Origin of the sequence: Nonomuraea sp. CA-143628 (assembly GCF_050942315.1) — a bacterium.
Lineage (GTDB): Bacteria > Actinomycetota > Actinomycetes > Streptosporangiales > Streptosporangiaceae > Nonomuraea.
Genome location: NZ_CP192072.1, coordinates 7,086,008 through 7,108,041 on the forward strand (window position 1 = coordinate 7,086,008; position 22,034 = coordinate 7,108,041).

Sequence of the window (22,034 nt, forward strand, 5' to 3'; positions counted from 1 at the left end):
ATCTGCCTGGGCATGATGACCTACGGCGATCCCGATTCCTGGCAGTGGCTGCTGCGCCAGGACGCGGCCGAGCCGATCGTCAGGCGCGCGGTCGAGGCCGGCGTGACGTTCTTCGACACCGCCGACATGTACTCCGACGGCGCCAGCGAGGAGATCACCGGACGGCTGCTCAGCAAGCTCTTCACCAGCCGCGACGACTACGTACTCGCCACGAAGGTCTACTTCCCGACGGGACCGGGCCCCAACGACCGAGGACTGTCGCGCAAACACGTGCTGGCCGCCATCGACGCCTCGCTGACCAGGCTCGGAACCGACTATGTCGATCTGTACCAGATCCACTGCTGGGACTACGAGACGCCGATCGAGGAGACCATGCAGGCCCTGCACGACGTGGTACAGGCCGGCAAAGCACGCTACATCGGGGCCTCCAGCATGTACGCCTGGCAATTCGCCAAAGCACAGCACATCGCTCAGAGCGCCGGCTGGACCAGGTTCGTGTCGATGCAGAACCACTAGAACCTCCTCTACCGGGAGGAGGAACGAGAGATGATCCCGCTCTGCCTCGACCAGGGAGTGGGCCTCATCCCGTGGAGCCCCCTGGCACGCGGACTGCTCACCGGCAGCCGCCACCGCGACAACCGGCCACGCACACTCCGATCCAGCAGCGACCAGCTGGCCGACAGCATGTACGACGACGCGGACTTCGACGTCGTCGACGTCGTGCGTGCACTCGCCGACGAACGAGGTCTGCCACCGGCGCAGATCGCGCTCGCCTGGCTACTCGCAAGACCCGGGATAAACGCCCCCATCGTCGGGGCGAGCAAGGTGGATCACCTCAACGACGCGATCGCGGCGCTGGATGTGCCCCTGAGCGAACAGGAGACCGCCCGACTCGAGGCCCCCTACCGGCCACACCAGGTCATCGGGCACTCGTGAACAGGGCGAAGGCGCGACCGACCGGCTACGCGCACAACACCCGCTGAATCCGCCCCGCCGCGAACCACAACCCCGCCACCGCCATCACCACCAGATAACCCGCATGCCCCAGCAACCCCCACTCCGGCACACCCGAGGCCAGACCCCGCACCAACTCCACCGCGTGATACAGCGGCGTCACCCGCACCACCACCTCCAACACCCCCGGATAATCCGCCACAGGGGAGAAGGTGCCGGAAAACAGGAACAACGAGAACTGCGCCGCCGTCATCAGATCGAAATCCTGCCAGCCACGCAACACCGTCGACACCGCCATCCCCAGCGCGCCGAACGACACCCCCACCAGCATCGTCGCCGGAAACGCCGCCAACGCCCACACCGGCTCGGCCAGCCCCAGCACCACCATCACCACCAGGAACAACGCCGTGTAAACAGAACTACGCACCATCGCCCAGCTCAACTCACCCAGCGCCACCTCGATCGGCCGCACCGGCGTCGCCAAAACCGCCTCGAACGTCTTCGTATAACGCATCTTGAAGAAGAAGTTGAACGTCGTCTCCGACAACGCCCCATTCATCGCCGAGACCGCCAGCATCGCCGGCGCCACGAACACCGCGTAAGACACCACCCGGCCATCACCCAGCGGAATCCGCCCCACCAGCGCACCCACACCCACACCGATCGACAGCAGATACAGCAGCGGCTCGAAGAACCCCGACACCAGCACCAGCCAGTACGAAGCACCCGAACGCAACGCACCCACATTGCGGCCCACCACCGCACCCACCCGGCCCGCCGAAACACGCCCCGCCGAAACCCGGCCGGACACCAGCCGCCGGGCCACCGCCAACGTCACCATCATCAGTCCTGAAGTCGCTTACGGAACGCGTAACCCGCCCACCACAGCCCGCCCGCCGCGAACACCACCAAACACCCGGCATGCGCCCACACCGGCCACGGGGGAGCGGCCCCCGACGTCGCCGCCCGCGCCAACTCCACCCCATGCCACAACGGCGACACATAAGCCACCGGCCGCACCAGCCCCGGCAACTGCTCCACCGGGAAGAACACCCCCGCGAACAACGTCGAAGGCAACATCACGAACCGAAACAGCAACGCGAAATAACTCTCATGATCGATCGTCGCCGAGAACGCCGTCACCGGCGCCGCCACAGCCACCGCCAGCAACGCCGCCACCACCGGCGTCAGCACCACCCACGGCGAGGACAACGCCCCGAACGCCCCCACCACCAGCAGGAACACCACCACCGCGATCTCGACCCTGAACACGATGTACAGCAACCAACCGCCCACCATGTCCCACACCGACACCCGCGTCGCGAACATCGCATGCGCCCCGCGATTCCACCGGAACTCCCCGAACACCGCATACGTACACTCGCCGACCGCCATCTGAAACGCCGTCGACGCCAGCACCCCCGGCACGATCCACTCCACATACGGCACGCCGCCCACCTCACCGACGTAACCGCCCACCCCCAGCCCGATACTGGCCAAAAACAGCACCGGCAACACGAACGACGAGAACAACGACGCCCGCCACAACCGCTTGTACAGCGTCAGATGCCGCTCCAGCACCGCCACCGTCGGATGCGCCATCACTCCACCAACGTCCGGCCCGTCAGATGCAGGAACACATCCTCCAGCGACGAACGGCGCACCAGCACACTGGAAGGCACCAGCCCACGCCGATGCACCTCCGACACCGCCGCGTCACCGTCCTTGGCATACACCAAGATCCGATCCGGCAGCACATCCACCCGATCACCGATCCCGGCCAGCGGCGCCACGAAATCCGCCAGCTCCCGCCCGCCGAAGCGCACCTCCACCACCTCAGGCGAGGAATGGGCCTCGATCAGCGAACGCGGCGACCCCTCGGCCACGATCCGCCCACCGTCCATCACCACCAGCCGATCGCACAACTGCTCGGCCTCATCCATGTAGTGCGTGGTCAGCACCAGCGTCACACCCCGCTGCTTCAACCGGAACAACCGCTCCCACAGCAGATGACGCGCCTGCGGATCCAGCCCCGTCGTCGGCTCGTCCAGCAGCACCAGATCCGGCTCGTTCACCATCGCCCGCGCGATCGTCAGCCGCCGCTTCATCCCGCCCGACAGCGGCTCCACCCGGCTCGAGGCCCGATCACTCAGCTGCGCGAACTCCAGCAGCTCCTCCGCCCGGGCCCGCGCCTGCGCCCGCGACAACCCGAAATAACGAGCGTACGTCGTCAAATTCTCGCGAACCGTCAGATCAGGATCCAAGTTATCCAGCTGCGGGCAGACACCCAGCCGCCCCCGAATCCGCGGCCCCTCCCGCACCGGATCCAGCCCGAAGATCCGCAACTCACCCGCCGACGGCATCGACACGCAACTGATCATCCGCATCGTCGACGACTTACCCGCCCCATTGGGACCCAGGAAACCGAACGCCTCACCAGGCGCCACATCAATATCGATCCCGTCGACCGCGACGAAATCCCCGAACCGCTTCACCAGCCCACGCGCGCGAACCAGCGACTGCTCACCAGACACGAGCTCAGACCATAACCAACGCCACCGACAGAATCGAGCGGTTAAACGCCGCCACACTGAGACCCATGAACACCCGAGCAGCCGCCCAGCGCTTCGCCGACACCTGGCAACACGGCTGGACCCACCACGACACCGACCGCATCGCCACCCTCTACCACCACGACGCGGTCCACACCTCCATGCCCTTCCGGCCACCACACCGGGGGAGAGGCGCCATAGCGGACTACATCCGCTGGTCCTTCAGCACCGAAACCGCACCGCACGTCACCTTCGCCACCCCCATCGTGGACGGCGACCAAGCGGTCATCGAATTCCGCGTCCACGCCATCGACGAAGGCACACCCATCACCCTCGCGGGCTGCGTCATCGCCCGCTTCGACTCCGACGGCCTCGCCGTACAGACCCGCGACTACTGGCACACCACACAAGGCCACGTATGACCACGCACAGAGCAGCCAGCCCACAAACGCGACAAAACCACTACAACTCAGGCCCGAAGACCCACCCGGCACCCGCACAGAACCGGGCACCGGCTACAACAACGATCAGCCCCCCACCCGCGCCCGCACCGGACCGGCGACAGGAGCCAGAGAAGGCGCCGGAGCCACCGGGGGAGCGGGCTGCGCAACCGGGGCCGAAGGACGCGCCATCTGCTGCGTCCGCTCCATCTCGGCCCGCCGCTCGGCGCAACCACCTCCGCAGTAACCGTTGGTCACAATAAGACGACCCCGCAGTGTCGTATAGGACTCCCGGCCCGTAGCGGGCAGAACTCCCTGACACACTGGACATAACACCGACTGGTTCCCCACGTGCTGCTCCTCTCGCGGCGCGATAGCAGATTTCCCACCCTAAGGCGATCCAGCCGGCCAGGACAGTGAATCAACCGAAGGTCAACCCATCGGTCAGAGCATTCCAGCCTCACGCACCGTAATGATCAAGAACCGCGCCGGCCCACCGGAGGCGGCCGTCACCTCCTGTAACACCCCCTGGCCAGACCCCGACGATCACCACTCGGCGGGCCGGCGGGCAGGGTGACCAACGTCACTAAGCGCACATGGGGCTCCACCCCGAGTCAGAGCCTCTCTCAAAGCGGTCTACTTGACATAATGTTCATTATCAAGCAAACGGAGAGGGCTCGCCGCACGGCGGCTTTTCGCCACCTACGCTGAGAAATATGAACTTAGGCCCCGTGGAGCTACTCGTCCTCGCCGTGATCATCGTCGTGATCGCGATCATCGCCTTCGTCGTCATCCGGGCGTCTTCTCGCCGCTGATCTCCAGCGGGCGGAGCGTTACGATCGAGAGATGCACAGCCTGGCGATCTCCACCACGGGTCTCGTCGCGCTCACCGCCGTCGTCACCGCCCTGGCCATCTACCTGATCATCCTGGCCGTCCGGCTGACCAGGAACCCCCGCAACCGCCCCACCCCCAGTCCCGACCTCGTCGACCAGGCGCGCGAGATGAAGGCGCACGGCCAGCTCCAGGAGGCCGTCTTCCTCGTACGCGGCGAGACCGGCATGAGCCAGCGCGCCGCCGCCCGCTTCGTCAACCGCCTCTGAATCACCCGAAAATATGCGATACCGGACAGAAGCTGGATTCTGTCCGGTATCGCGTACAGTCCCATTTCGGCGACTGTCCAGGCAAGCAGGCCGGGCTTCTCCGCGTACGGGGCCGGCGTGGCGGACGCGTGAAATGCCGCGGCGTCCATAGCGCGTATGCGTCGCCTTTGACGCTCACTACCATTCCGCCATGTCCTCCTTCGATCTTGCGTTCTACGCGGTCTCGGCGCTGGCCCTCGTCCTGTTAGTCGGCCTTCCCCTGGTGGTCGCGGCCGGGGCCATCCTCGCCGCGGTGCTCTCCGCCCCACCCAACCGCCACGGGTCCATAAGCCGACGATTAGTCGTCGTGGGATTGTTCGTGTCGTTCGCCGGTTTGTTGTTGATGGGGCTCGGTGCGTGGTTGGGGCATGAGGATTCGCGGTACGGCGCCCTCGAATCCCTCGGAATACTGATGATCACTCTCATCGGCGCGGGTCTGCTTGTCGCCGGTCTCGGCCCGCTGCCTGCGATGCTGCTGGAGGTCACCGCTCCCTATGCGGAGCGGCTGCCGCTGCCCTTCCGTCTGGCGGTCCGCGATCTGGCCGGTCGTCGCATTCGCGCGGTGCTCGCGATCACGCTGGCGATGGTGGCGAGCGCTTTCGGTATCGCGCTGATGGTGATCGCGGTCGGCCAAACGACGCTGAGCAGGGCCGAATACTCCCCCAGGGCCCGGCTGGGCACCTTATTGGTCCAGCCGAACCCCTTGTACGCGGGGCCTTTCTCGGCGGCGGACGCGGAAAGCGTGCGAGCGGTGATCGAGCGCGATTTACCGGGGGTGCCGATCGCCCAGAGTGAGCGCCTTTCGGCCGAGTCTCGGTTCTTCGAGGTGAGGGCGGAGAACGTCGAGATACCGGAGGAAGTTGTCTATGGGGATCAGGCGATCGGCGATGAGAAGCTGCTGCGGTATCTGACGGGTGATCAGTCGACGCCGTACGACGAGGGCACGGCCGTGGTGATCACGTCAGCCGAGGTGAAGGTCGACTCGGTCGAGCTCTCCTTCGAGATCAACGAGAACGACAGGACGACGACGGTCAGGACCGTCCCGGCGGTCAGTGCCAGGGCCGCTGATCCGCATATGGAGACGATCTTCGTCCCCTCGAAGATCGTCCGGGACCTCGGTTATCAGCTCCAGCCGGAGGAGTTCATCGTCGACCCCACCCTGCGGCGGGTCACGGCGCAGGAGCAGGAACGTCTCGATGGCCGGCTGGACGACGCGGTCGCCAAGGCTTACGTCGAACGAGGCTTCGAGGCTTCGACCGGGTGGTTGCCCGTCGTCGCGGTGGTCCTCCTTGTGGCCCTCGGGTGCGCGCTGAGCGCTGGATTCGGGAAGGCCGCGAATGCGCGCCAGGCCCGGGTCCTGAGGCGTGCTGGTGATGGATCGGTCGCGGCCTTCCGGTGGTTTTGTTCCTTTCGTTCTGGCCTGAGTGCCCTGTGTGGAACGGTTCTGGGCGCGGTCGCCGGCTGCCCGGCCGGGATGTTGCTGCTGTGGCCCCTGACGGTGCGTACCACGTGGGAGGAGCCGGGACGGGTACCGTTCGAGACCCCTTGGCCGGCGATCGCCGCCGTCGTCGCCGGTCTTCCTCTTCTTGCCGCCGCCCTCGGTGCGGTTCTCACCCGCGAGCAGTCGCACGTCCCGACATCTGCGGCGTCTCGGCCCTGAAACTGAGCGATCCTTGCCCAGCCCGATCACGTTGTTGCCGTAGGGATCGGGCGCCGGATCATGGTGGCGGGTGAAGTTGGGCCCCTTTTGCGACAGGACAGAAAGCCGGACCGGAAGGGGCGCAATCACAGTGGGGCGCCGCAAGTGTCAAGCGGTCCGGGCCGGGGTTTCGGTCGCGCGGCGGGCTCGGCTGTCGGGAGGCGGAGAGGGGTTTCGGGGTCGTTTAGGGGCCTCTCCCCCACATTCGATTCCGACAAATCTGGTCATTTGGGGCTGGTCCGGGCGGATTTTTGCCGAGATGTGTCATCAGCACTTGCAGGTTCGTGTCAGCATCAAGGGCATGTACGGGCCATATGGGACTGCCGTAAACATCTGGGACCGGTGGGGTCACCCGCGCCCAGGTATGCCCGGCTGAGCCGGCCCCTCTCCCCCGGGCCCGCACAAGGGCGAGCCCCCCTACCCCTCGAACGACCCGCCTGAAAGAAGTTCTCCGTTGCGTATTCTGCTGCTCTGCTCCTCCTTCAACGGCCTGACCCAGCGCGCCTGGCTGGAACTGCGCCGGGCCGGTCACGACGTCACCGTCGAGCTGGCCGTCTCGGAGCAGGTGATGCTGGAGGCGGCCCAGCTGGCCAAACCCGACCTGATCATCTGCCCGTTCCTGAAGGAGAAGGTCCCGGCTCCGCTGTGGCAGAACCACCGCACGATCATCATTCACCCCGGGCCGCCCGGTGACCGGGGCCCGTCCTCGCTGGACTGGGCGATCGCCGACGCCGAGCCGGAGTGGGGGGTGACGGCGCTGCAGGCGGTGGAGGAGATGGACGCGGGGCCGATCTGGGGGTTCAGGACGTTCGCGATGCCGGCCGAGCCGCCGCGCAAGTCCGCCCTCTACAACGGGCCGGTGGCCGACGCCGCGGTGGAGTTGGTGGTGGAGGTGGCGGCCAAGGCGATAGACGCGGGGTTCGCGCCGGTGCCGCTTGATTATCGTTCGCCGCTGGTGCGGGGGCGGTTGCGGCCGGCGATGCGGCATGCGGATCGGGAGTTCTCCTGGTCGGAGCCGACGGACGCGGTGTTGCGGCGGGTGCGTTCGGCCGATGGGGCGCCGGGTGGTCGGGTGCTGCTGGAGGGGCGGTTGATGCGGGTGTTCGATGTGTATCGGGGCCCGGTGGTGGCGGGGACGCCGGGGTCGGTGGTGGCGCGGCGTGAGGGCGCGGTGCTGGTGCACACCGGTGATGGCACGGTGTGGGTGGGGCATCTGCGGGCGGAGGAGCCGGGGGCGATCAAGCTGCCGGCGGCGTCGGTGCTGGGTGAGCGGGTGGCGGGGCTGGAGGAGCGGCCGGGTTACAGCGAGGTGACCTATGACCGTAGTGACGCGGTGGGGGTGGTGAGTTTCGACTTCTACAACGGCGCGATGTCGACCGAGCAGTGCCGGCGGCTGGCCTCGGCGTTGCGGTACGCGGCGGCGCAGGACACGCGGGTGGTGGTGCTGCGCGGTGGTGAGGTGTTCTCCAACGGCATCCATCTGAATGTGATCGAGGCGGCGCGTCATCCGGAGCTGGAGGCGTGGATGAACATCAACGCGATCAACCAGGTATGTCGTGAGGTGATCGCGTGTACGGGGCAGCTGGTGGTGACGTCGGTGGGCGGTAACGCGGGTGCGGGCGGCGTGATGATGGGGCTGGGCGCGGATCGGGTGCTCATTCGTGAGGGTGTGGTGTTGAATCCGCACTATCGGACGATGGGGTTGTTCGGGTCGGAGTTCTGGACGTACGTGCTGCCCCGGCGGGTGGGTGCGTCGGTGGCGGGGCGGCTGACGGGTGAGGCGTTGCCGGTGGGTGCGGCGCAGGCGGTGGAGCTGGGGCTGGCCGATCGGATGATGGCGGGGCCGCGGCTGGAGTTCGAGCGGTCGGTGCTGGAGTACGCCGAGCGGCTGGCGGCCGGGGATGATTATGAGCGGCTGCTGGGGATCAAGCGGGAGGTGCGGGAGGCCGATGAGCGGCGTAAGCCGTTGGAGGCCTATCGGGTGGAGGAGCTGGCGGAGATGAGCCGGGACATGTTCGATGACCGCAATGGGTTCCGGCAGGCGCGTCAGGCGTTCGTGCACAAGCGTAAGGTGGTGGCGACGCCGGAGCATCTGGCGGTGCATCGGGAGTTGTCCGGCGCGTCGGCGGGGTCGGGTGCGGCCACATCTCATATGTGAGATATGTTGTCGTGTTATGACTGATGATTATCTCGTGCGGATCGGCCGGTTGATTCGTGACGCGCGCCAGCACCGTGGGTGGACACAGCTGCAGCTGGCGGACGCTCTGGCGACGAGTCAGAGCGCGGTGAACCGGATCGAGCGCGGTAACCAGAACATCAGTCTTGAGATGATCGCCCGGATCGGCGAGGCGCTCGACAGTGAGATCGTGTCGCTGGGCTATGCCGGGCCGATGCATCTGCGGGTCGTGGGCGGGCGGCGCCTGTCGGGCAGCATCGATGTCAAGACCTCCAAGAACGCGTGTGTGGCGCTGCTGTGCGCGTCGCTGCTGACATCGGGGCGGACGATTCTGCGTAAGGTGGCGCGGATCGAGGAGGTCTACCGGATCCTGGAGGTGCTCGCCTCGATCGGGGTGCGGGCGCGGTGGATCAACGAGGGCAGCGACCTGGAGATCGTGCCTCCGGCCCGGCTGGAGCTGGAGGCGATGGACACCGAGGCGGCGCGGCGTACCAGGAGCGTGATCATGTTCCTGGGGCCGTTGATGCATCGTACGGACCAGTTCAGGATTCCGTACGCGGGCGGCTGCGACCTGGGGACGCGCACGGTGCAGCCGCACATGTCGGCGTTGCGGCACTTCGGGCTGGACATCACGGCGACGGGCGGTTTCTACCACGCGCGGGTGGACCGGGGGGTGTCGCCGTCGCGGGCGATCGTGCTGACCGAGCGGGGTGACACCGTGACGGAGAACGCGCTGCTGGCGGCGGCGCGCCACGACGGTGTGACGGTGATCCGCAACGCCTCCTCCAATTACATGGTGCAGGACCTGTGCTTCTTCCTGGAGGAGCTGGGCGTGCGGGTGGAGGGCGTGGGCACGACGACGCTGACGGTTCACGGGGTGGCCTCGATCGAGCGGGATGTGGACTACTCCCCCTCTGAGGACCCGGTGGAGGCGATGAGCCTGCTGGCGGCGGCGGTGGTGACGCAGTCGGAGCTGACGATCTGCCGGGTGCCGGTGGAGTTCCTGGAGATCGAGCTGGCGGTTCTGGAGGAGATGGGCCTCGATCACGATCGGGGTGCCGAGTACGCGGCGGCCAACGGGCGGACGCGGCTGGTGGATCTGACGGTGCGGCCTTCCAAGCTGGTCTCCCCCATCGACAAGATCCACCCGATGCCGTTCCCGGGGCTGAACATCGACAATGTGCCGTTCTTCGCGGCCATCGCGGCGACGGCGCAGGGTTCGACGCTGATCCATGACTGGGTCTATGACAACCGGGCGATCTATCTGACGGAGCTGACGCGGCTGGGGGCGTCGGTGAAGTTGCTGGATCCGCATCGGGTGCTGGTGGAGGGTCCGACGCGCTGGCGCAGCGCGGAGATGATGTGCCCGCCGGCGCTGCGGCCGGCGGTGGTGGTGCTGCTGGCGATGATGGCGGGTGAGGGCACGTCGGTGCTGCGCAATGTGTACGTCATCAACCGGGGGTATGAGGATCTGGCCGAGCGGCTGAACGCGCTGGGGGCGCGGATCGAGACCTTCCGCGACATCTGATTTTCTGTCGGTGGGGCCCGCTACCGTCTGCCTGTGTGGATCTTCGATGGATCTTGGGGTGAGGGGGGACGGTGCGGCCTGCTGAGCTCGATCGGCTGACGGTGGTGGAGGCGGCCGACCGCTATGTGGAGCTGGTGCGGGCCAAGACGTTGACGGGGGCGTTGTCGCAGGCGACGGCGGAGCTGTATGCGCGCGACGTGGCGACGCTGGTGGCGCTGGCCGGGGAGTCGACGGTGCTGGACGACCTGTCGGGTGAGGACGTCGACGCGATCTTGCTGGCGTTCGCGCGTAAGCCGGATGGCCGGCGCCCGGCGAGTGGCGGGGGGCAGAGTCCGTCGTCGCAGGCGCGGTTTCGGCGTTCGATCTCGGCGTTGTTCAAGTACGCGTCGCTGGCGGGCTGGGTGCAGATCAATCCGATGGCGGCGTCGACGGTGACGGCCAGGGAGCGGGGCGGGTTGCGGCCCGAGCGGCGGGCGTTGACACGGGAGCAGGCGCAGGGGCTGATCGGGGCGGCGCGGTCGGCTGGTGAGGCGCCGGCGGCGGGGCGGCGTGATCAGCGGACGGAGTTGCGTGATGCGTTGATCGTGTTGCTGTTGTCGACGCTGGGGCCGCGGGTGTCGGAGCTGGTACGGGCCAATGTCGAGGATTTCTACACCAATGACGGGGTGCGTTATTGGCGGATCTTCGGCAAGGGGGGCCGCACCCGGGATGTCCCGCTCCCCCGCGATGTGGCGCTGGCGTTGGAGGCCTATCTGGCGCGGGAGCGGGCGGCGTTGCCGGACAAGGCGTTGTTGTTGTCGTGGCGGGGACGGCGGCTGGCGCGTGGTGATGTGCAGGGGGTGATCGATCGGGTGCAGCGGCGGGTGGCGGCCGAGCAGCGGCGGTCGGTGACGCCGCATGGGTTGCGGCATACGACGGCGACGCATCTTTTGGCGGACGCGGTGGACATGGACGCGGTGCGGCGGGTGCTGGGGCACAGTGATCTGTCGACGCTGGGGCGTTACCGCGATGAGTTGCCGGGCGAGCTGGAGGGGGCGATGCGGGCGCATCCGTTGTTGAAGCGGGCTGACCCGGATCGGTGAGCGGGCCCGCTTCCGCTTCGCCCGCTTCCGCCGGGCCCGCTTTGGCCTGGCTCGTTCGCGTGGCTGAGGTGGGCTTTTGGGCGAGTGTGGCGGCGGTAGGCGGGTGTGGCGGGGACGAGCGGTTGAGCGGGCCCGGTTTTGTCTCGCTCAGGCGGGTGTGGCGGGGGTGAGCCGCAGGGCGAGGTGGTCGAGGGAGACGCCGAGGACGTCGGCCAGGGCGGCGATGGTGAAGAAGGCCGGGGTGGGGATGCGGCCGGTCTCGATCTTGCGGAGGGTTTCGGCGGACATGCCGGCCGCGGCGGCGACTTCGACGATGCTGCGGTCGCCGCGCACGTCGCGGAGCAGCAGGCCGAGCTGCTCGCCGCGCCGTCGCTCTTCGGGGGTCAGCGAGGGTCGGACCATGAACCCCAGTCTACAGCTGGGATACAAATACCGTCGGGATAAAAATACCGGTATAGTTATCGACATGGTAGAGATCAAGACATTGGCGGAGATCGAGGCGATGCGCGAAGCGGGCCGCGTGGTGGCGCGGGCGCTGCAGGCGATCGTCAAGCATGCGGCGGTGGGGGTGCGGGTCGACGAGCTGGACGAGCTGGCGGCCACCATCATCGCCGAGGCGGGTGCCAAGCCCGCGTTCCTCGGCTATCAGCCGCACTTCGCGCCGACGCCCTACCCGGCGGTCATCTGCTCGTCGATCAACGACGTGATCGTGCACGGCATCCCGGACCGTTACCGGCTCAAGGACGGCGACCTGGTCAGCATCGACTGCGGCGCCTACCTCGACGGGTGGGCGGGCGACTCGGCGGTCAGCTTCGTGGTGGGGCAGCCGCGCGCCCGTGATGTGGCGCTCATCGAGGCGACGCAGGAAGCCCTGCGGGCGGGCATCGCCGCGATGCGGCCGGGCAACCGGATGGGCGACATCGGGCACGCCATCTCCTCGGTCGCGGTGGCGGGCGGTTATGGCGTGCCGATCGACTTCGGCGGGCACGGGATCGGCCGGAAGATGCACGAGGACCCGCACGTGGCCAACCAGGGGCGGCCGGGGCGCGGGCTGGTGCTGCGGACGGGTTTGGTGCTGGCGATCGAGCCGATGTTCACCGCGGGCGGCGACGGCCGCTACCTCACGGCCGCCGACGGATGGGCGTTGCGGACCGTTGACGGCTCGCGCGCCTCCCACAGCGAGCACACGGTGGCCATCACCGACGACGGGCCTGTCATCCTCACCGCTGTCTAGGAGTCCCTGTCTAGGACCGCGGTTCTAGACAACGGTTCGGGGGTCGCGGTTCGGGGGTCGCGCAGCCATATCGTGCCGCTCTGTCGTGCTCAGCCCTCGTGTGGCCCTCGTGTGGCCCGGTGGTGTGGCGCCGCCCAGAAGAAGCCTCCGCGTCTGGACATCGCGAGCAGCCAGACCAGGCCGCCCGCTCGGCGACCGCGGGCAGCCCCAGCGACGCGGTCGCGTTCGGGACGCGCGTTGTGCTCGCCCCTCGTGCGGCCCCGTCCCGCTCACCGTCCCGCTCCCGCTCACCGCAAGGTTGGCACTGTGTGGTGGGGTTGCAGGGTTGGCGCTGTGTGGTTGCACCGCAGGGTTGGCGCCGCGTGGTGCCGTGTCGTAGAGCCGTGTGGTGGGGTCGGGTTGTGGGGTCGGGTTGTGGGCCCGTGGTGGTCTCCTGTGCTCGCGGGCCCACAGCGTTCCGGGGAAGGTCGCTCCGGGCTCAGGGGGTCAGGGCGTTGAGGCGGAAGCGGATGACGCTGGCGATGGTCGATCCCGCTTCCCAGTTACCGTCCAGCGGGGTGATGGTGACGTCGCCCGCGGCCAGCAGGGTGCGGTCGGCGTCGGTCACCGGGTCGGGCGCGGTGGCCGGCAGGGGCAGGATGCGGTAGCAGGTGGCGCACGCGGTGGAGTCGAGGGTGTAGTCGGTGGAGAACGGCAGCGAGGTGCCCAGCTTGGCGACGGTGACCTTGCCGTTGGGGGTGACGGGGTAGTTGACGTTCAGCGCGGTGCGGGCGGGCAGGACGGCGCCGCGTGAGGTCGCCGCCAGCCGGTCGACGAGTTTGACGGCGAAGGCGATCGACTGGTCGGCGCTGGGGAAGGAGCCGCCGCTCCTGGCGACGCTGACCGCCACGGCGGGGATGCCGCCGGTGATGGCGGTGATCGTCGCGGCGACGGTGCCGGAGTAGTTGGCGGTGGCGGCGACGTTCTCACCCGGGTTGGGGCCCGAGACCACCAGGTCCGGCGGGTTGCCGGCGAACACGACGCGTGTCCCGAACGCGACCGCGTCGCTGGGACTGCCCCCGACGGCCCAGACGCCGGGCTCCTTCTGCGTGGCCTGCAGCGTGGTGCCGAACCTGGCGTTGATCGCCGTGCCGGTGATGCTGACGTCGCTGTCGGGGGCGACGACCGTCACCTCGTGGCCCGCCTCGATCAGCTTCTGGCGCAGTCCTTGCAGATAGGCGGAGGTGTAGCCGTCGTCGTTGGTGAGCAGGATGCGCAGGTGGCGCGACTCGTGCGCCTGGGCCGGGGCGGGGTTCGCCACTCCCAGGAAGGCGAGTAACAGCACAGGGATGAGGGCGATGCGCTTGAACACGGTCTGTCTCCTTGCCGGCTCTTACCTTCGCGCCCGACGCGGCCGTGGCGACCGGCCTGACCTGGCTGGGCCGGTGTGTCCGCGGTGACGCTCGGGATGGGGTGACGCTTCGGAATGTAAGAGCCGGCGCGGTGGCGGGGGAAGATCGTGCGACCCCAGATGAACCCCTGATTAACGGGTGAGGTGGTTCATGCCGGGCGGACGGGCTGGCGCAGCAGCGTGCGCGGGTCGGGGTCGTCGAACGCCGTCAGGTACACCTCGTGGTGCGGCCCGTTGGCCACCAGGCCGTGCTCGTCCATGTACTCCTCCATCACCTTCAGCGTCGCGGGCTCGTCGCTGTAGGGGCCGTGGTGCAGCATCTGCACGCACTGTCCCTCGGTGAAGACGGCCACCCGTACGCGGTCGACGGCCGCGCCGCTCGCGCGTACGGACTCGCGGGCCTGTTCCAGGTGTCCGGGCTCGGGGGTGGCGGGCAGGGGCAGCAGCAGGTGCCAGCGCCACTGCTCGCGCGGCACCTGCAGCCCCGGGCGTTCGTCCTCCACCCACCACAGGCCCTCCAGCGGGCCGGCGGGGCTGCCCATCGCGGCGGCGACGGCGTGCAGGGCGCCGATCGCGGACAGGTGCTCGGCTCCGCCGGGTTCGCCCAGGCCGGTGACGTTCAGGCAGGTGACGGGGCCTTGGGTGATCAGTTCGGCGCTCATGACTCGTCCTCCAAAGGGATCATCAGGTGGGTGATCAGTTGCTCGGGCGGGGTGTGGGCCGGGTCGGACACGTACACCTCGCGGATCGGGCCGCGCATGGGGTGGCGGCGTTCGGCGCACCAGGCCAGGACGGCGTGGGCGGTCAGGGAGATCTGGTCGTAGGGGCCGAGGTGGGTGGCGGCGGCGAAGGTGCCGCCGGGCAGCACGTCCAGCTGTGCTGTCCCGCCGGTGTGCCAGCCGTCTGCCAGGACGAGCGCGGCGGTCACGTCGAAGTCGTCGGTCAGGTCGACGGGGAACAGGCCTATCAAGCGCGGGCCGCCGGCCGCCGCTCCCCCACCGGGCAGCGCTGGGGGCGTGTCAGCGGTAGTTGGACGGCTGCCGGGGACCGCGGAGGGGGTATCGGAGGACATCACGGAGGGCACCGGGGAGGAGTCCGCGCCGGGCATCGTAGAGGGCGTCGTGCCGGAGTGTGCCGGGTCGGTGCCCGCGACGCTCCCCGTGGCGTCCCTCGTGTCAGTGTCGGTGTCCGTGGCAGTGCCTGTGTCGGATCGGGTCGCCGGCCCGTACAGCAGGCCGGCTGTCAGGCGTGTCATCGCGGCGGTGGTGGCGCGGGCGATGTCGGCGGGGCCGGTGGCACGTTCGCGCACGAGCGCGACGCGGTGGGCCGGTTCGGTGACGATGCGGACCTGGGTGGCGGGCAGGCCGTCGGCTATGACGCGCTCCAGGGAGGCCAGTGTGCGCCGCCGCCGGGCCAGTTCGGCCTCCAGTGAGTCGTGTACGGACTCCAGGGCGCCTTCGGTGCCGGCCAGGACCTGGCCGACGACGGGCAGCGGCACGTCGAGGGAGCGCAGCAGCCCGATCGACATGGCCGTGCGGGCCTGGGCGGCGCGGTAGTAGCGGTAGCCGGTGGCGGTGTCCACGCAGGCGGGCCGGAGCAGCCCGATCTCGTCGTAGTGCCGCAGTTGCTTGACGCTCAGCCGGGTGAGCCGGGCGAACTGTCCGATCGGCAGGAGGTCGTCGTCCACGTCCCCCAGCATGGGGCCTCCGGCTGTGGGAGAGTCCAGCTGGGGCTTGTGCCTGACGTAACGTGAGGGTTCATGGTGGGTGTCATGAGCTTCTCCGTGGGGCAGGTGTCCAGGCTGGCCGGTGTCACCGTGCGGACGCTGCATCACTATGACGACATCGGCCTGCTCTGTCCGGGTGAGCGGACGGCGGCCGGTTGCCGGTGTTACACCGAGGCGGATCTGGTCAGGGCATGAACTGTCGCTGGCATCGCTGTGCGAGCCGATGGTTTCAGTGAGAACTGTTGTTGGATTTCTCTGTCTTGATCGGTTGCGACGGTTGGTAATCGTGCGGTAATTTTCTGTCACAGCCGGGTGCCTGACTGAGCGCTCGGTCCCCGCCCCTGTTGGTGTCCGCATCACCGGGATAGCGTCCGGCGGGGCGGTGGCCCAAGAGGCGCACTTCCTCCAGGAGTGCGCAGTCAGGCCCCGACAACGCGGTTCTCCAACCACGGTCCGCCCGGCTCGCCGGACGGACGCGGCTTCGGCTTCCACCGGATCACTGCCCGGCCCCGGTCGGCCGCGACGAGACTACGCCGATGTCCGCTTTACCTAGGTAAACACAGGGAACCGAAGACGCTGCAGCAGGTGCTGATGTGTCGGAAGCTGGGTTTCGCGCTGGAGGAGGCGATGGACGTGGCCGAGCGTCATCGCGCTCACATCAGCCGATGGTGCGACGCGCGCACGCATGAGGTGCATCGGGGGCTGGGCGAGTTGTATGTGGCGGATCCGCGCTTCGCCGCTCGTTTCGAGGATGTGGCGCCGCGTCTTGCCGTCTATTTCCGTGTGGCCATCGCCGCCAACGCCCGCCGCTGAAGGCCGGTGGCGGGGCTCAGCCCGAGCCGGCTCTCGGGCGGCCCTTGCGGCGGATCTTGATGTCGCGCATGTCCGTGACCGCGATGCGCAGCACGTGGTAGGGGTGTCCGTGGGCGTCCAGGGCGGCCATCGCGGCCGCGGTGGCCTCGTGCTCGCCGTCGTCGGGGCCCGCGGGGATCTGGCAGCGGAAGGTGAAGGCCGACACGCTCTGGTCGTGGGTGAAGGTCCCGGTTTCGGTGAAGGCGGCGCCTGCCGCGGCCCGTACGGCCTCACGCGTGGTCTCGTCCAGGCCCTGGAAGGTGCCTCGGATCGTCACTCTGAACAATGGTCAGTCCTTACGTGTGGCGTAGGTGAGAAGTCGGTCTCCGAGCAGGTCCTCGTAGACGTCGATGAGTTCCAGCACGGCCGCGGCGATGGCGTCGGGGCCCTCGCCCGCCGCGGTCCGTTGGCCGATCTCGGCGTAGATGAGCGCGTGGAAGCCGCCGATGTGCCAGGCCACCATGGCGGGCAGCGGGTCGCCGGGTGCGGCGCCGCTGTCCTGGGCCAGGACGGCGGCCAGTTCGTCGGTCATCTGCCGGCCGAGGTCGCCCAGGCGGGCGGTGAGGGTGGGGGCGGCGCGCATCATGTCGAAGACGCGGCCGAAGCCGTCGGTCAGGCCGAGCTTGCGTTCGCGCCGCCGTACCTCCTGGCGCAGGTGCTCCAGGACGGCGGGGACGGCGGCCTGGCCTGTGGGGCGGTGGCGCACGATGTCGGCCAGGCGCTGGGGGGAGGCCTCCTCGGGCGGCAGGACGAGGTCCTCCTTGGTCTGGAAGTAGTTGTAGACGGTGTTGACGGACACCTCCGCCGCCGCGGCGACTTCGGCGATGGTGACGTGGTCGAAGCCGCGTTCGACGAACAGGGCGGTGGCCACGTCGCGGATGCGGTGGCGGGTCTGCTGCTTCTTGCGTTCGCGCAAGCCCTCGGTCATGCCAAATAGCTTAACTCAACTCCAAACTTTAAGTCGATTGCAATTTTGGAGTGGACTGTGGTTCTATCGGCGGCATGCCTGAACCAGCCATCCACGTCCGGGGCCTGACCCGCAGCTTCGCCTTGGCCAAAGGCCCCGTCCACGCCGTACGCGGCATCGACCTGACCGTGGCGCGCGGTGAGATCCTCGGCTTCCTCGGCCCGAACGGCGCCGGCAAGACCACCACTGTCCGCATGCTCACCACCCTGCTGCCGCCCAGCGGCGGCCACGCCGAGGTGGCCGGGCACGACCTGCTCGCCGACCCCGCCGGGGTACGCCGCCGCATCGGCTACGTCGCCCAGTCCGGCGGCCTGGACCCCGGCTGCGGCGTACGCGAGGAGCTCATCACCCAGGGCCGGCTGCATCGCCTGAGCAGAGGCCAGGCCGGCGAGCGGGCCGAGGAACTGGCCCGCGACCTGGCGCTGACCGAGCTGATGCAGCGGCCGAGCGGCGCCCTGTCCGGTGGCCAGCGCCGCCGGCTGGAGATCGCGCTCGGCCTGGTCAACCGGCCGCAGGTGCTCTTCCTGGACGAGCCGAGCACCGGTCTGGACCCCGGCAGCCGCGCCGAGCTGTGGGAGCTGGTGCGCCGCATCCGCGCCGAGCACGGCACCACGGTCTTCCTGACCACCCACTACCTCGACGAGGCCGACGCGCTCGCCGACCGCATCGTCGTCGTGGACGCCGGAGCGGTCGTCGCCGAAGGCACCCCCGCCGAGCTCAAGTCCCGCCACACCGGCGATCCGGCCGCCAGCCTGCAGGAGGCCTTCCTGGCCATCACCGGCCGCACCACCGCCGGCGAACCCCTGTCCATCTAGACCCTTTTGTCCATCCAGACCCACAGGAATACAGACCCATGACCCTTCTCACCGACACCGGCATCATCTTCGGCCGCTACCTGCGCGCCACGCTGCGCTCCACGACCAGCCTGTGGTTCGGCATGCTGCAGCCGCTGCTGTTCCTGGCGCTGTTCGGCCCGCTGCTGACCAGGTTCGACCTCGGCGTGGGCGGATCGTCCTGGCAGGCGCTGGTGCCCGGCGTGCTGGTGCAGCTCGCCCTGCTCGGCGGCTCGTTCGTCGGGCTCGGCCTGCTGATGGACCGCAATCTCGGCGTCATCGACCGCATGCGCGTCACCCCCGTCCACCCGCTGGCCCTGCTGCTGGGCCGCACGCTGCGCGACGTCGTGCAACTGCTCGTCCAGTCGATCCTGCTCGTCGGGCTCGGCCTGGCCTTCGGGCTGCGCGCGCCGCTGGCCGGGATCGTGCTGGGCCTGGCCTTCGTCGCCGTCCTGGCCGCCGCCCTGTCGGCCCTGTCCTACGGGCTGGCCATGAACGTCGCCACACCGCCGGAGTTCGCGGCCATCGCCAACACCGCCGGCATGCCGCTCATGCTGCTGTCAGGCCTGCTGCTGCCGATGAGCCTGGCTCCGGGCTGGCTGGACGCCGCCTCCCGGGTGGTGCCCCTGCGCTACACCGTCGACGCGGTACGGCAGGTCTTCCAGGGCCACTACGCTAACGCCACTGTCCTGACCGGCGCCGCCGTCACCGTGGCCCTGGCGGCCGTGTGCGTGTTCGGCGGCGCCCGCCTGTTCGCCCGCAGGCGGGCCTGAGCGGCGTTCAGGCGTTCAGGCGTTCAGGCGCTCAGGCCGAGAGCGGCCGCCGTCACCGCGCGGGCGCGGCGCGGCTCCAGCAGCAGGTCCACCGAGTCCGACAGCTGGTCCACGCACCCCACCACCGGCAACCCCTTGATCACCGGGTCCGACACCGATCCCAGCAGCGCCTGGACGAACCGGTCGCCGCCGATGACGCGGAAGGGCCGGTCGTGGAAGTCCCGTACCCGCTCATCCAGCGGCTCGGCCAGCGCCACCCGGTTCTGCAGCGCCGCCAGCCGCGCGTAGGCGGCGGCCAGCCCGTCCTCCCGCTCCCGCCATGACCGGGCGGCCACCGCCAGCCCCAGCGACTCCCCCAGCTCCGTCGAGCCGGGCATCCGCGCCAGGGCGCTGCCCAGCCATTTGGCGTAGGGCGGGTAGCGGCGGCGCAGCAGCAGCGCCAGCCGCATCACCTCCCGGCTCAGCCGTGCCCCCACGACGGCTGAGCCGAGCTCATCCCCCACCTCGCCCGACCGGCCGGGGAACGGCTCCTCCTGGGCGATGCGCCGCCACTGACAGGCCAGTACGTACCGCCACACATCGCCCGGATACCAGCGCAGCGCCGCCCGGGCCTCCTCCAGCCCGCCCAGCCCGTCATGGAAGACCTCCCCCAGCGTCACCTCCGCCAGGCTCTGCCACGGCACCGACAGCCAGTCCAGCAGCGACACCCCGCGCCGCGGGTCGAACCCCAGCCGCTCCACCAGCCACGCCTCCAGATCGGCGACCACCACGCCCGGCCGCCGGGCACCGTGGTAGTCGAACACCGTCTCCAGCCCCCGAAACCGCTCGGGCAGCCCGGCCAGCACCCGCTCCTCCACCTGAGCCACCCGCTCCGGCTCCACGAACACCAGCACCCGCGGGCCCCAGTCGTGATCGGCGGAGCGGCCCGTGTCGAAGGCCAGCACCTCCGAGCCCGGCCCGATCAACGCGGCACTGTGCGGCACCCGCTCCACCAGCGGCGCCACCACCTCGGCATAAAAGTCTCGAGACAACTCGATACCAGGAACAAAATCGGACATCACACTGTCAACTGTGCCTGACGGCCTGCCGAACCTCATCCGATTTTCCGGCCACCCCGAACCCCGGCCTGGACGCCGCCTAGGGATAGCCCTGAGACCGCCACCGATGCGCCCCGCATCCGGCCCCGCTTACGTGGAAACGTCAGAATCCGTTCCCGCCAAAAGGGCTCAGCCATGGCATATCGCTGCTCCTTCGTCCCGCCCCACGTCCTCGACCACATCGCCAAGGTCCAGGCACAGCAGAGCGCCGAACCCTCTCCCGCCCAGCGCTCGGCCGTCGTCTCCGCCCAGTTCCGCCGCGGCCGGCGCAGCACCGACGCCCTCCCGCTGGCCCAGCAGCGCCTGACCGCCGAACCCGAAAGCGTGCCCCCGGGGCTCACCGTCCCCAAACCCGGCACCGGCGGACGCCTCGTCTACGACGACCTCAACCAGTGGACCTTCGACGTCACCTTCATCCGCGGCGAAGGAGACCCCGCCGTCGCCGCCCAGAACGCCAACGACGCCTACGACCACCTCGGCACGGTACGCACCTACTACAAGGACCGGCTCGGCCGCGATTCCATCGACAACGCCGGCCTCAACCTCGTCGCCAACGTCAACTTCGGCATCGCCTTCGACAACGCCTTCTGGGACGACGCGGGCCTGCGCATGGTGTTCGGCAACGGCAGCGGCCAGGTCTTCAAGGACCTGACCGCCAGCATGGACGTGTGCGCCCACGAGCTCACCCACGGCGTCACCCAGTTCAGCGCCAACCTCAACTACACCAACGACCAGAGCGGCGCACTGAACGAATCCTTCAGCGACATGCTCGGCACCGCCATCGACGCCTACGCGAGCGGCCAGGACGCCCACACCCACAACTGGCTCATCGGCGACGAGATCATGGCCGACGACCTGTACGGCGAGGCGCTGCGCAACATGGCCGAACCCGGCACCGCCTTCGACAACCCCCTGATGGGCCGCGACCCGCAACCCCGCGACATGTCCGGCTACTTCGAACCCGCCGACCCGCACATCATGTCCGGCATCACCAACCGCTGGTTCTACCTCATCAGCCAGGACCTCGGCCTCTACGCGGCCACCGTGATCATGTACCAGACGCTGCAGAACCTGTGGCCCAACGCCAAGTTCGCCGACGCCGCCACCGTCGCCGTCGCCCAGGCCCGCATCCTGGCCCGCGCCGGGCTCGTCCCCCGCCAGTCCCCCCAGACCGTCCGCGGCGCCGCCAGGCAGCAGGGATTCTGGTAACCGAGGCTCTCCGCACGGGTCCGGCGGCGAGGGTCGCGCGGCCCAAGCCCGCCCCGGACCCGGGCCGAGCCCCGTACCGTAGGGGTGAAACCGGAGGGACGCCCATGCGTGTCACGCTCGAAACCAGCGGCGGCTTCACCGGCCTGCGCCGCACCGCCACCCTCGACACCGACCTGGACGACAGCCTCGACGACCTGCTGCGGCGCCTCGGCCCCGGCGCGGCCGCCGAACCGGCCGGCTCCTCCCAGCCCCGCTACCGGCTGACCGTCCACCGCCCCACCGGCGACCAGGTCACCGAGCTGACCGAGTCGCAGGTGCCCGCGGCCCTGCGCCCCCTGCTCACCGAACTGCTCCGCCACGCTCGCCCATAAACCGAGCCCAT

23 protein-coding genes and 1 pseudogene are annotated in these 22,034 nt (G+C 69.0%); 14 read left to right on the forward strand and 10 right to left on the reverse strand.

Annotated features, from left to right (window positions below; all coding sequences use genetic code 11):
- The first annotated feature begins 15 nt into the window (after positions 1 to 15).
- Positions 16 to 936 (forward strand): annotated as a pseudogene (locus ACQP2T_RS32520) (aldo/keto reductase).
- A gap of 25 nt (positions 937 to 961) precedes the next feature.
- Here the strand turns inward: ACQP2T_RS32520 and ACQP2T_RS32525 are convergent.
- The 3 genes from ACQP2T_RS32525 to ACQP2T_RS32535 are packed head-to-tail and all read right to left on the reverse strand — an operon-like array spanning position 962 to position 3,488.
- Positions 962 to 1,798 carry an ABC transporter permease gene (locus tag ACQP2T_RS32525; protein WP_433508720.1) on the reverse strand — a complete coding sequence of 279 codons (837 nt, stop codon included), beginning with the start codon at positions 1,796 to 1,798 and terminating at the stop codon, positions 962 to 964.
- A complete protein-coding gene (locus ACQP2T_RS32530; RefSeq protein WP_433508721.1) occupies positions 1,798 to 2,556 on the reverse strand; it encodes an ABC transporter permease in 759 nt (252 codons plus the stop codon). Before ACQP2T_RS32530 ends, ACQP2T_RS32525 begins: the two co-directional genes overlap by 1 nt.
- Positions 2,556 to 3,488, reverse strand: a complete 933-nt coding sequence (locus ACQP2T_RS32535) for an ABC transporter ATP-binding protein (protein ID WP_433508722.1) — start codon at positions 3,486 to 3,488, stop codon at positions 2,556 to 2,558. The genes ACQP2T_RS32530 and ACQP2T_RS32535 overlap by 1 nt, the downstream gene beginning before the upstream one ends.
- A gap of 65 nt (positions 3,489 to 3,553) precedes the next feature.
- On the opposite strand from ACQP2T_RS32535, the gene ACQP2T_RS32540 reads away from it, so the two are divergent.
- The 6 genes from ACQP2T_RS32540 to ACQP2T_RS32565 all read left to right on the forward strand — a co-directional run bounded on the left by ACQP2T_RS32540 (position 3,554) and on the right by ACQP2T_RS32565 (position 11,571).
- On the forward strand, positions 3,554 to 3,928 hold the full coding sequence (locus ACQP2T_RS32540) for a nuclear transport factor 2 family protein (protein ID WP_433508723.1): 375 nt from the start codon (positions 3,554 to 3,556) through the stop codon (positions 3,926 to 3,928).
- 864 nt (positions 3,929 to 4,792) lie between these two features.
- Positions 4,793 to 5,047 carry a hypothetical protein gene (locus ACQP2T_RS32545; RefSeq protein WP_357956819.1) on the forward strand — a complete coding sequence of 85 codons (255 nt, stop codon included), beginning with the start codon at positions 4,793 to 4,795 and terminating at the stop codon, positions 5,045 to 5,047.
- 190 nt (positions 5,048 to 5,237) lie between these two features.
- A complete protein-coding gene (locus ACQP2T_RS32550) occupies positions 5,238 to 6,746 on the forward strand; it encodes a hypothetical protein (RefSeq protein WP_433508724.1) in 1,509 nt (502 codons plus the stop codon).
- 493 nt (positions 6,747 to 7,239) lie between these two features.
- Entirely contained in the window at positions 7,240 to 8,943 is a 1,704-nt protein-coding gene (locus ACQP2T_RS32555) for an enoyl-CoA hydratase-related protein (RefSeq protein ID WP_433508725.1), read from the forward strand.
- A 16-nt stretch (positions 8,944 to 8,959) separates the two neighbouring features.
- On the forward strand, positions 8,960 to 10,489 hold the full coding sequence (locus ACQP2T_RS32560; RefSeq protein WP_433508726.1) for a helix-turn-helix domain-containing protein: 1,530 nt from the start codon (positions 8,960 to 8,962) through the stop codon (positions 10,487 to 10,489).
- A 71-nt stretch (positions 10,490 to 10,560) separates the two neighbouring features.
- Positions 10,561 to 11,571 carry a tyrosine-type recombinase/integrase gene (locus ACQP2T_RS32565; protein ID WP_433508727.1) on the forward strand — a complete coding sequence of 337 codons (1,011 nt, stop codon included), beginning with the start codon at positions 10,561 to 10,563 and terminating at the stop codon, positions 11,569 to 11,571.
- A 147-nt stretch (positions 11,572 to 11,718) separates the two neighbouring features.
- On the opposite strand, the gene ACQP2T_RS32570 is transcribed toward ACQP2T_RS32565, so the two are convergent.
- Entirely contained in the window at positions 11,719 to 11,973 is a 255-nt protein-coding gene (locus ACQP2T_RS32570; RefSeq protein WP_357645069.1) for a helix-turn-helix domain-containing protein, read from the reverse strand.
- A 64-nt stretch (positions 11,974 to 12,037) separates the two neighbouring features.
- Between ACQP2T_RS32570 and map the strand changes: the two genes are divergently transcribed.
- The gene (map, locus tag ACQP2T_RS32575; RefSeq protein WP_433508728.1) at positions 12,038 to 12,805 is read left to right on the forward strand and encodes a type I methionyl aminopeptidase; all 768 of its coding nucleotides are present in this window, start codon (positions 12,038 to 12,040) and stop codon (positions 12,803 to 12,805) included.
- A 478-nt stretch (positions 12,806 to 13,283) separates the two neighbouring features.
- Here map and surE read toward each other — a convergent pair whose 3' ends face one another.
- The 3 genes from surE to ACQP2T_RS32590 form a co-directional block, all read right to left on the reverse strand.
- The gene (surE, locus tag ACQP2T_RS32580) at positions 13,284 to 14,156 is read right to left on the reverse strand and encodes a 5'/3'-nucleotidase SurE (protein WP_433508729.1); all 873 of its coding nucleotides are present in this window, start codon (positions 14,154 to 14,156) and stop codon (positions 13,284 to 13,286) included.
- 188 nt (positions 14,157 to 14,344) lie between these two features.
- Positions 14,345 to 14,857 (reverse strand): GyrI-like domain-containing protein, encoded by a 513-nt coding sequence (locus ACQP2T_RS32585; protein WP_433508730.1) that lies wholly within the window; start codon positions 14,855 to 14,857, stop codon positions 14,345 to 14,347.
- Positions 14,854 to 15,882: a MerR family transcriptional regulator gene (locus ACQP2T_RS32590; protein WP_433508731.1), complete on the reverse strand. Its 1,029-nt coding sequence runs from the start codon at positions 15,880 to 15,882 to the stop codon at positions 14,854 to 14,856. The genes ACQP2T_RS32585 and ACQP2T_RS32590 overlap by 4 nt, the downstream gene beginning before the upstream one ends.
- Before the next feature lie 84 nt (positions 15,883 to 15,966).
- Here ACQP2T_RS32590 and ACQP2T_RS32595 point away from each other — a divergent pair, with 84 nt between their 5' ends.
- The gene (locus ACQP2T_RS32595) at positions 15,967 to 16,116 is read left to right on the forward strand and encodes a MerR family transcriptional regulator (protein WP_433508732.1); all 150 of its coding nucleotides are present in this window, start codon (positions 15,967 to 15,969) and stop codon (positions 16,114 to 16,116) included.
- A gap of 216 nt (positions 16,117 to 16,332) precedes the next feature.
- The gene (locus ACQP2T_RS32600; RefSeq protein WP_433508733.1) at positions 16,333 to 16,734 is read left to right on the forward strand and encodes a TipAS antibiotic-recognition domain-containing protein; all 402 of its coding nucleotides are present in this window, start codon (positions 16,333 to 16,335) and stop codon (positions 16,732 to 16,734) included.
- A 16-nt stretch (positions 16,735 to 16,750) separates the two neighbouring features.
- On the opposite strand, the gene ACQP2T_RS32605 is transcribed toward ACQP2T_RS32600, so the two are convergent.
- Together ACQP2T_RS32605 and ACQP2T_RS32610 are read right to left on the reverse strand one after the other, a co-directional pair.
- Positions 16,751 to 17,050, reverse strand: a complete 300-nt coding sequence (locus ACQP2T_RS32605; protein WP_433508734.1) for a DUF6204 family protein — start codon at positions 17,048 to 17,050, stop codon at positions 16,751 to 16,753.
- Between the two features lie 12 nt (positions 17,051 to 17,062).
- Positions 17,063 to 17,701 (reverse strand): TetR/AcrR family transcriptional regulator, encoded by a 639-nt coding sequence (locus ACQP2T_RS32610; protein WP_433508735.1) that lies wholly within the window; start codon positions 17,699 to 17,701, stop codon positions 17,063 to 17,065.
- 74 nt (positions 17,702 to 17,775) lie between these two features.
- On the opposite strand from ACQP2T_RS32610, the gene ACQP2T_RS32615 reads away from it, so the two are divergent.
- Both ACQP2T_RS32615 and ACQP2T_RS32620 read left to right on the forward strand, forming a co-directional pair.
- Positions 17,776 to 18,555, forward strand: coding sequence for an ABC transporter ATP-binding protein (locus ACQP2T_RS32615; protein ID WP_433508736.1), 780 nt, complete (start codon positions 17,776 to 17,778; stop codon positions 18,553 to 18,555).
- A 38-nt stretch (positions 18,556 to 18,593) separates the two neighbouring features.
- Positions 18,594 to 19,346: an ABC transporter permease gene (locus tag ACQP2T_RS32620; protein ID WP_433508737.1), complete on the forward strand. Its 753-nt coding sequence runs from the start codon at positions 18,594 to 18,596 to the stop codon at positions 19,344 to 19,346.
- A gap of 23 nt (positions 19,347 to 19,369) precedes the next feature.
- Here the strand turns inward: ACQP2T_RS32620 and ACQP2T_RS32625 are convergent, their stop codons facing one another.
- Entirely contained in the window at positions 19,370 to 20,404 is a 1,035-nt protein-coding gene (locus ACQP2T_RS32625; protein WP_433508738.1) for a DUF4037 domain-containing protein, read from the reverse strand.
- A 174-nt stretch (positions 20,405 to 20,578) separates the two neighbouring features.
- Here ACQP2T_RS32625 and ACQP2T_RS32630 point away from each other — a divergent pair, with 174 nt between their 5' ends.
- Entirely contained in the window at positions 20,579 to 21,652 is a 1,074-nt protein-coding gene (locus tag ACQP2T_RS32630) for a M4 family metallopeptidase (protein ID WP_433508739.1), read from the forward strand.
- Positions 21,653 to 21,756: 104 nt separating this feature from the next.
- A complete protein-coding gene (locus tag ACQP2T_RS32635; RefSeq protein WP_433508740.1) occupies positions 21,757 to 22,023 on the forward strand; it encodes a protealysin inhibitor emfourin in 267 nt (88 codons plus the stop codon).
- The last annotated feature ends 11 nt before the right edge of the window (positions 22,024 to 22,034 follow it).

Excerpts from the sequence above, each read along its gene's own strand:
- ACQP2T_RS32525 (WP_433508720.1), bottom strand. The coding sequence starts at position 1,798 with ATGATGGTGACGTTGGCGGTGGCCCGGCGGCTGGTGTCCGGCCGGGTT.
- ACQP2T_RS32530 (WP_433508721.1), bottom strand. The coding sequence starts at position 2,556 with ATGGCGCATCCGACGGTGGCGGTGCTGGAGCGGCATCTGACGCTGTAC.
- ACQP2T_RS32540 (WP_433508723.1), top strand. The coding sequence starts at position 3,554 with ATGAACACCCGAGCAGCCGCCCAGCGCTTCGCCGACACCTGGCAACAC.
- ACQP2T_RS32545 (WP_357956819.1), top strand. The coding sequence starts at position 4,793 with ATGCACAGCCTGGCGATCTCCACCACGGGTCTCGTCGCGCTCACCGCC.
- ACQP2T_RS32550 (WP_433508724.1), top strand. The coding sequence starts at position 5,238 with ATGTCCTCCTTCGATCTTGCGTTCTACGCGGTCTCGGCGCTGGCCCTC.
- ACQP2T_RS32560 (WP_433508726.1), top strand. The coding sequence starts at position 8,960 with ATGACTGATGATTATCTCGTGCGGATCGGCCGGTTGATTCGTGACGCG.
- ACQP2T_RS32570 (WP_357645069.1), bottom strand. The coding sequence starts at position 11,973 with ATGGTCCGACCCTCGCTGACCCCCGAAGAGCGACGGCGCGGCGAGCAG.
- map (WP_433508728.1), top strand. The coding sequence starts at position 12,038 with ATGGTAGAGATCAAGACATTGGCGGAGATCGAGGCGATGCGCGAAGCG.
- ACQP2T_RS32585 (WP_433508730.1), bottom strand. The coding sequence starts at position 14,857 with ATGAGCGCCGAACTGATCACCCAAGGCCCCGTCACCTGCCTGAACGTC.
- ACQP2T_RS32595 (WP_433508732.1), top strand. The coding sequence starts at position 15,967 with ATGAGCTTCTCCGTGGGGCAGGTGTCCAGGCTGGCCGGTGTCACCGTG.
- ACQP2T_RS32610 (WP_433508735.1), bottom strand. The coding sequence starts at position 17,701 with ATGACCGAGGGCTTGCGCGAACGCAAGAAGCAGCAGACCCGCCACCGC.
- ACQP2T_RS32615 (WP_433508736.1), top strand. The coding sequence starts at position 17,776 with ATGCCTGAACCAGCCATCCACGTCCGGGGCCTGACCCGCAGCTTCGCC.
- ACQP2T_RS32620 (WP_433508737.1), top strand. The coding sequence starts at position 18,594 with ATGACCCTTCTCACCGACACCGGCATCATCTTCGGCCGCTACCTGCGC.
- ACQP2T_RS32625 (WP_433508738.1), bottom strand. The coding sequence starts at position 20,404 with ATGTCCGATTTTGTTCCTGGTATCGAGTTGTCTCGAGACTTTTATGCC.
- ACQP2T_RS32630 (WP_433508739.1), top strand. The coding sequence starts at position 20,579 with ATGGCATATCGCTGCTCCTTCGTCCCGCCCCACGTCCTCGACCACATC.
- ACQP2T_RS32635 (WP_433508740.1), top strand. The coding sequence starts at position 21,757 with ATGCGTGTCACGCTCGAAACCAGCGGCGGCTTCACCGGCCTGCGCCGC.